Source organism: Aphanizomenon flos-aquae FACHB-1287 (assembly GCF_014698755.1).
Taxonomy (GTDB): Bacteria; Cyanobacteriota; Cyanobacteriia; order Cyanobacteriales; family Nostocaceae; genus Dolichospermum; species Dolichospermum flosaquae.
This window is the reverse complement of record NZ_JACJTO010000020.1, coordinates 68,840-76,042: the sequence shown is the minus strand read 5'-3', so window position 1 is coordinate 76,042 and position 7,203 is coordinate 68,840. Positions and strand designations below refer to the sequence as shown.

The window sequence follows — 7,203 nt, the reverse complement described above, 5'->3', positions numbered from 1 at the left end:
GTATTATTAAATATAATTCCATTAGCTGATAATGTAGGATTATTAGCAATAGTTACAGTATCATTATAAGTTTGATTTCCTGATGTGGTAACATTACCATTTAATTGTGTTGTCCCACCTGAATTTGTGGTTAAACTGGTAGCGGTGACATTATTAAATGTGGTTATACCTGTGCTATTTGCGGTAATATTTCCTAAATTTATATCATTGGTAAAGGTTAAATTTCCTGTTCCAGAATTTGCGATTAAATCTAAACCTGTACCAGTGATAGTATTATTAAATATAATTCCATTAGCTGATAATGTAGGATTATTAGCAATAGTTACAGTATCATTATAAGTTTGATTTCCTGATGTGGTAACATTACCATTTAATTGTGTTGTCCCACCTGAATTTGTGGTTAAACTGGTAGCGGTGACATTATTAAATGTGGTTATACCTGTGCTATTTGCGGTAATATTTCCTAAATTTATATCATTGGTAAAGGTTAAATTTCCTGTTCCAGAATTTGCGATTAAATCTAAACCTGTACCAGTTTCACTATTAACATTTCCAGTAAAATTAATATCACCATTATTACTATTAATTATACCAGATCCAGTCAGAACAGTATTTCTCAACTTAATTAATGAATTAGTCGTACTAACTGTACCTGATATTTTTGTTTCTGATGCAGCAGTTGTATCTACTCCTCCTATGAAGTTAGTATTACCAGATAAAGTTATTATCCCTGTATTAGTAAATGTGGTATTATTAGCAATAGAATTTGTTCCTCCCAGAAAAGAAACATTATAAGGTTTATTTGTTGTAATTAAAGTATTATTAACAGTAAGATTATTATTAAAAGTAACTATTCCTATAGTGTCTTGAATAGTCAATTTAGCAATATTAACACTGTTACTAAAAGTTGTACCACCACTATTAACAATTTCTATTTCTCCTGCACTGCTAATTGTTCCACCAACTGTAATAGGTTTAGTAGTGCTATCTAAACTAATTTTACCACCGGTTTTTAAATCACCTGCTAAATTCATGGGATCTGCATTTGCACCACTACCATATTTTAAGGTAATATTACCATTACTTGTGCTAGTATCAATTGTTTTTCCAGATGCTAAGGTAATACTTGCATTGCCACTATCTCTGTTAGCGGGGATAGCACTGGTATCATTTGCTGTTGCTGAAAAATTACCTTTAATCTTAATATCATCATTAATAGCTATTGAACGTCCGGCTTGTAATGTGAAATTTCCACTATTAGAATTACCGGAACTATCAATAGCATTTGTAACGGTAATATCATTATTAGCTTGTAAAACTAAATCATTATTTTGTAAACTGTTAACAATATTATTAGGACTAATAGTAACATCTGTTGTTGGATTTTTGTTAAATAAATCATTATCATTGATATTATCAGTACCACTAGTAGCAATAATAATATTTTTCGGATCTAAAACTAATGTACCTTTTTGTCCTTGTGCTGCTGATAAATTGACATTACCTTGAAAACTTAAATTTTCTTTGCCAGAAACTTCCGCAAAACCACCATTACCACCATTAACTCCACCTTGACCAGATATATTACCTTTAAATGTTGTAGTATTATCTGCCCAAACTATGGTTTTTCCGCCATTACCCTGATTAATTGCATCGGTTTTAATCGTAGAACTTTCATCTACAACGGTAATTTTAGCATTGGGTACTGTTCCTTTACCTTGATAATCTCCACCTATTAATACTGTACCACCACCATTATTACCAGATGCGTTAATATTTGCGTCAATTACTCCTACCTTATCCCCTATAACATTAACTTTTCCCCCTTGTTGACCAGAAACATCTAAATTACCACTAGCGATCGCAGTTCCTGGATCTTTAGGAATAATGATATCATTAACAGCTAGTTTGACACTACCATCAGCATTAGTTACCAAGCCTAAATTATAACCAGCACTACCAGTAGTTAATAAATCAGGTAAAGACTTAATTGGTATTACTACATTATTTGGTAAATTGTTATCAGATGTAATTGGTTGAATATCTAAACTTAATAAATGTCCAGGACTACTCAGACGAACTAAATTTTGTCCGGGAACAGCAGCGAGCACTATCTGTCCTTCAGAAGCGGAAATTGTTCCAGTATTAACAACTGTTCCAGCTAATAAGGTAATACTGTTACCAGAAAATACCTCAAGATTTCCAGCATTAATAATTGAACCTGGTTTTTCCATGGTAAACGCGAAAGCATTCGGATCACCAATCAAATTACTATAATTATTTGTACCAAAAGCATTAAACCAATTGTTTCCAAAAGAAATTCCATTCGCAGTTGTAGCTGTAAAGTTAGCAGGGAGATTTAACCTAGCATTAGCACCAAAAACAAATCCAGTAGGATTCATCAAAAATAGGTTACTATTACCCCCAGTAACCTGAATTAAACCATTAATTCGGGAAACATCTCCACCCACTATTCTGCCTAAAATATTACGAATTTGCGGATTAGACAGAAAGTTGGCAGTTTCTCCAGAATTAAGATTAAAGTTATCAAAACTGTGAAACAAATTAGCAGCATCACCAGAAGTTGTACCACCTTGAATATTTAACTGATTACCGTCAGGAGTAACAATTGTTCCCGTTCCATCTCCTGCTGGTGTGATAGATTGAGCTAATGATGCTGGTATATTGGGAGGAAGGAAATTAGGAATTACACCCCCCAAAACAGCAACAAAAGACAAATAATAAGATGGTAAGAAACATTTCATATTTTATTAGATGTATGGTTTTCCAGAATTGAAATAATTTGTAAATCCAACATATACTTTGACGAAAAAATGACCTGAAATAATCTAGAAACTTTTGATTGTAGAACAGGAAAGGAAGGTACAAATAGTTATATGAGTCTTTTAATCTCTTCTACCCAGCGCAGTCTTTCACTATGTTCCAGGTTTAAAATTTCTTCTCTAGACCAGTGAAAATTGAGCGCAATAAAAGCTACCTCTTGATACATTTGTGCCAAAGGGTAGCCTAACACTCCCCCTCACTCAACCAACCTCCAGTAATAGGTTGATTAATCTGATCATAAAGTTCTTGTAAATATACCAAATCCACTAAAAACAACTGTTCTAATAACCTTGGGGTTATTTGAGAAAGATGACCTAACTCAGTAATTACCCTAGATAAAGTCACTAAAACCCCATATTCTGCAAACTTTTGAACTTGGACATCTTGCTGAATAATAATTTCATCTTTACCAGTAGTAGATCGCATTTTTCCATAGCGATGAATCTCATCATTAGAATCAATCAATCCTTTTGGGAGAATAAAGGAAAATTCTCGGTAAGACATTTTTCTTTTTCCTAAAAAAATGATATTAAATTCATGAAACTAAGTTTCACTAGGTGGAATTTTAGCTTCATTATTTTCATCTAACCCATTAATTTGCCGATAAAATTTCTGAAGATAACTGAGATCTGCTGCAAAAAGATTCTCAATTACAGCCGGATTAACATCATCCAAAGCCCCTAAACGAGTAATTACACGGGAAAGAATAATTACTGTTGAATAAGCTGGGTTAGATTTTACTCTAGGGTCACGCATAGGAATAATTTCATCCATAGCGCGTGATAATCTCATGATCCCGGCGCGGTGAACATTGCCATCAGCATCTAGATATCCTTTAACTAGGTTAAACTCAAATTCTGTTTGCATCATCTAATTTTATTTAACCCTAATAAATTCATCAACAGCTAATTCTACTTCTTCAATCTCAAATTCATTACTACCGGCTTTAACACCAGAAATCTTGTATTTAACAGGCCAAGCTCCGATAAATCTGTACCTAGCTCGCTCTTGGGAGCCTTGATCGTAAATAATCAAGTCACCATCTCGTTTCTGTTTATACCAATTTCCCTGTTCTACTGCTTTTAACCAGTTCCACATGGAGAGTGATATCGTTAAACCTCGACGCAGAGTGATATTATCACTTTTGGAATTACCAGGAATTTTAGTTCTAACCACTCTTCCATACTTAGCTGTATCATTTTTGCCCCACCTTTGAGGGGTGACTTCGGCAATTTCAATCACCTCTTGAGAGCGTTGAAAACCCTGACATTCCATAAAGTAACCGTCAATATCATCGTTTGAACCGGAAATGTCATTGAGTTTAATTTCTAAATAAAAGCGAGAAGCCGTAAGATACTCAAATTTTGGTGTTGCCATTATGTCACCTCCTCAAAAGTAAATCATCAAATGAGTTATTTAACTCGATGCATATTTTCGTAAACAATAACTACAGTTTCTGTTGCTAAATTAGTGCTACCTGCTTCTAACTTAGAAGATTTATAACTTTGGGGCATGATTCCTTTTATATTCCATCGAGCTGCTTCATCACCACCTTGATTATAAAGGATAATAGAGCCAGTTTTCCGTAAGCCTTTACTCTGTGTTCCTCCGCCTTTAATTGGTTCAGAATGGGACTCTTCATACCATTTCATGAGACGATCATCTTCAACCGAACTCACAAATTCTACCGTAATTTTACCATTACTAACCCCAGTAACTGTTGCTTGCATTTGACTTTTGCCACCTTTGCTAACTCCCATAGGTTTCTTATCCCCAGCGGTTTCTAAGGTGATCTGAATACCACTAACTTTTTTGACAGTTAGATCATCTAACCCATCAAACTGAACATAAAACTTGGAACTAGCAAGAAGTTCACCAGAGGCCATAATTAACTCCTAAAACTTGATTAAAGTTTTTGATCCGACTACAGATATCTATTATTTAACTCGATTAATTTGTTCACAAACAATTTCAAAAGTTTCAAAGGCTAAATCTTTACTTTCAGCAGATAAATCTCCCATTTTATAAGATTTAATCCAGGCATTAGTGATATTCCAACGCAAGACTTCTTGATCCTGGGAATCATAACCAACAATCGAGCCATTTTTACGATTTGACGACCACTTACCATCGCCTCCTTCACTGGCTGGCATTGTTGCCTTCATCCAGTTATAAAATTCCATATCTCCTTCTGCTAAAAAAACCTCAATTGTAAAGTTGGGGTTCTCTTCATATCCTCCAGAAGTAGATTGCCATAGGCTTTTGCCACCTTTAGTTGAAGCCAATGGTTTTTCATGTCCAGCAGTTTGTCCAGAAAAATTTACTTCTGTTACACTCTTGACCATCTTTTCTGTGTGTCCATCGAATTCAACATAAAATCGACTGGTAGGAATTGGTTTCAATTCAGCCATTTTTCACATCCTCTTTGAATGGGAACTTTTATTTTAGGGCGTAATTATTCCAGTAAACTATAATCTACCGTACCATCAACGGAAATGACAAAACAGAAAAATTAATTGTCAAATTTATTTTTGTGAAGGATTTGATCAAAAACCGTTTTAGGAGATAAATCTAAGATCTATCAGAATAAACTACTCAGTAGGAGACCACTGACTAACACGGAAAATCACAAATTCAGCGGGTCGAACTGGAGAAACTCCAACTTCTACATAAAGACGACCCATCATCATTGTATCTGGAGTATTAATATCACCATCACATTTGACATAAAAAGCTTCCGCTGGTGTAGCTCCAAATAAAGCTCCTTCTCTCCAGAGTCTTTCTAAGAAAGTGCTAACTGTGCGTTTTACTCGTTCCCAAAGATCCATATCATTAGGCTCAAATACTACCCACTGAGTCCCATTTTCAATAGTTTTCTCAATGTAACTCACCAAGCGACGAACACTGATATAACGCCATTGAATATTGTCTTTTTCTACTAAAGTTCTCGCACCCCAAACTTTATAACCACGACTAAAGTTACTAAAGTTACGAATACAGTTGATACCTTCGGGGTTGAGTAATTGTTGTTCCCGCATATTGGTATCATAGGCAACACCTAAAACTCCTCTAGGTGTTTCATTAGCTGGAGCTTTAAAAATTCCGCGAGCTTCGTCAGTCCGAGACCAAATACCCATCATGTGACCACAAGGAGGGACTAATATGGGTTTACCTTTGTCACGAGGATTGGCTACTTTAATCCAAGGATAATAAAGCGCACCAAACATGGAACGGCGATTGAATTGCTTTAACCACTCAGCCACATCTTGAGGTTTTTGCTGATCAGGTGCAACGGCACGGTTATTATTTTTACCTGGTTTAACTGGTGGTGGATCTAGAACTACCATCCGAAAAGCTGGTCCTGGAAAAGAATTTTCACAGTTGCTAATCATGGTTTCCATGACACCATGAACTTGCTCTAAATCAATCAAGTTTCTTTGATAAAGTAGCATCAAGTCTGGACAGGCAATGATAGCTACTTCGTCAATTTCAAAATTACCTTGCACCCCTGCCCGATCACCTTTTTGCCCCTGTAAATCACGGATTTCATCACCTGGCCTAGTAATATAAGCACCACCGATTACTTCGTATTGACCGTTTTTAGGACGACGGCTGAGAGGACTACCTATGCCTGGAGTACATATATCATTAACTACTACATAAGAATTGTCTTGAAGAGCAGTAATTACATAAGTACCGGATTGAGATTCTGGTGACGATTCTGGAGTTTGATAGTTAAGAAGATTTTCAAATTTCTCTAGAATTTCGTCACCCTCTTTGATAATCAGTGTAAAGTATTGGCCACTATCCACTGGAGGCTTGTATTCAGTCTCAGGATTTTCTATTTCTCTGGGCTTACCATCGGTAATGATGATCTGAATTCGATTAGGGTTGATAGGATTACTATCCTCAGTATCGCTACCAGGAAGAGCAAGAACTTGTGTTTTAAGATTAAAAGCTAAAGCCGGTTTACCACCAGATGTTAATACTTGTGTGGCAATATCTTTTGCTTCTGGTTCTGGAGAACCAGGTAGTTTTGTACCAATACTCGTGATCCAACAGCGACCACCTCCGTTTAAAAACCAGCCCTGTACGGCAAAAGGAAGATACGCACCGAAGTCTGTAAACCCATCAGAATCAAGTTTGGCAAAATATTGTTTATATTGTTCCCAATTAGTAATCATGATTGGTTTGAAAAGTTCCGCATCACCCCGAACATCTTCGGTAAAACCAACAAATCCGGCAACATTCATGCTGATGCCTTCCAGGGGACGGCTGCCCCGATCTACTTCTTCAACATAAACTCCAGGAGCAAAATAATCTAATGCCATCAGTAGTCATCCTCCATTAGGTATCTAG

Annotated in this window: 8 protein-coding genes; all 8 read right to left on the bottom strand. The window is 35.9% G+C overall.

Annotation, left to right across the window (positions count from 1 at the left end; translation table 11 throughout):
* Positions 1-2,765: beta strand repeat-containing protein (locus H6G44_RS11430; protein ID WP_190595367.1), on the bottom strand; the 2,765-nt coding region annotated here is incomplete at its 3' end.
* Between the two features lie 128 nt (positions 2,766-2,893).
* Positions 2,894-3,010: a DUF6760 family protein gene (locus tag H6G44_RS20645; RefSeq protein WP_311138893.1), complete on the bottom strand. Its 117-nt coding sequence runs from the start codon at positions 3,008-3,010 to the stop codon at positions 2,894-2,896.
* Between the two features lie 17 nt (positions 3,011-3,027).
* The gene (locus tag H6G44_RS11425) at positions 3,028-3,348 is read right to left on the bottom strand and encodes a hypothetical protein (protein ID WP_190386654.1); all 321 of its coding nucleotides are present in this window, start codon (positions 3,346-3,348) and stop codon (positions 3,028-3,030) included.
* A gap of 39 nt (positions 3,349-3,387) precedes the next feature.
* Complete coding sequence (locus H6G44_RS11420) at positions 3,388-3,714, bottom strand: hypothetical protein (RefSeq protein ID WP_190386655.1); 327 nt, start codon at positions 3,712-3,714, stop codon at positions 3,388-3,390.
* Between the two features lie 6 nt (positions 3,715-3,720).
* Positions 3,721-4,221: a phage tail protein gene (locus tag H6G44_RS11415; RefSeq protein WP_190386656.1), complete on the bottom strand. Its 501-nt coding sequence runs from the start codon at positions 4,219-4,221 to the stop codon at positions 3,721-3,723.
* Between the two features lie 35 nt (positions 4,222-4,256).
* Complete coding sequence (locus tag H6G44_RS11410) at positions 4,257-4,730, bottom strand: phage tail protein (RefSeq protein ID WP_190386657.1); 474 nt, start codon at positions 4,728-4,730, stop codon at positions 4,257-4,259.
* A 51-nt stretch (positions 4,731-4,781) separates the two neighbouring features.
* Positions 4,782-5,255: a phage tail protein gene (locus H6G44_RS11405; protein ID WP_190386658.1), complete on the bottom strand. Its 474-nt coding sequence runs from the start codon at positions 5,253-5,255 to the stop codon at positions 4,782-4,784.
* A 180-nt stretch (positions 5,256-5,435) separates the two neighbouring features.
* On the bottom strand, positions 5,436-7,175 hold the full coding sequence (locus tag H6G44_RS11400) for a phage tail sheath family protein (RefSeq protein WP_190386659.1): 1,740 nt from the start codon (positions 7,173-7,175) through the stop codon (positions 5,436-5,438).
* Between the last annotated feature and the right edge of the window lie 28 nt (positions 7,176-7,203).

Bases quoted from the DNA above. Each gene is read 5' to 3' on its own strand.
- H6G44_RS11400 (WP_190386659.1), bottom strand. From the start codon at position 7,175: ATGGCATTAGATTATTTTGCTCCTGGAGTTTATGTTGAAGAAGTAGAT.
- H6G44_RS11405 (WP_190386658.1), bottom strand. From the start codon at position 5,255: ATGGCTGAATTGAAACCAATTCCTACCAGTCGATTTTATGTTGAATTC.
- H6G44_RS11415 (WP_190386656.1), bottom strand. From the start codon at position 4,221: ATGGCAACACCAAAATTTGAGTATCTTACGGCTTCTCGCTTTTATTTA.
- H6G44_RS11410 (WP_190386657.1), bottom strand. From the start codon at position 4,730: ATGGCCTCTGGTGAACTTCTTGCTAGTTCCAAGTTTTATGTTCAGTTT.
- H6G44_RS20645 (WP_311138893.1), bottom strand. From the start codon at position 3,010: ATGTATCAAGAGGTAGCTTTTATTGCGCTCAATTTTCACTGGTCTAGA.
- H6G44_RS11420 (WP_190386655.1), bottom strand. From the start codon at position 3,714: ATGATGCAAACAGAATTTGAGTTTAACCTAGTTAAAGGATATCTAGAT.
- H6G44_RS11425 (WP_190386654.1), bottom strand. From the start codon at position 3,348: ATGTCTTACCGAGAATTTTCCTTTATTCTCCCAAAAGGATTGATTGAT.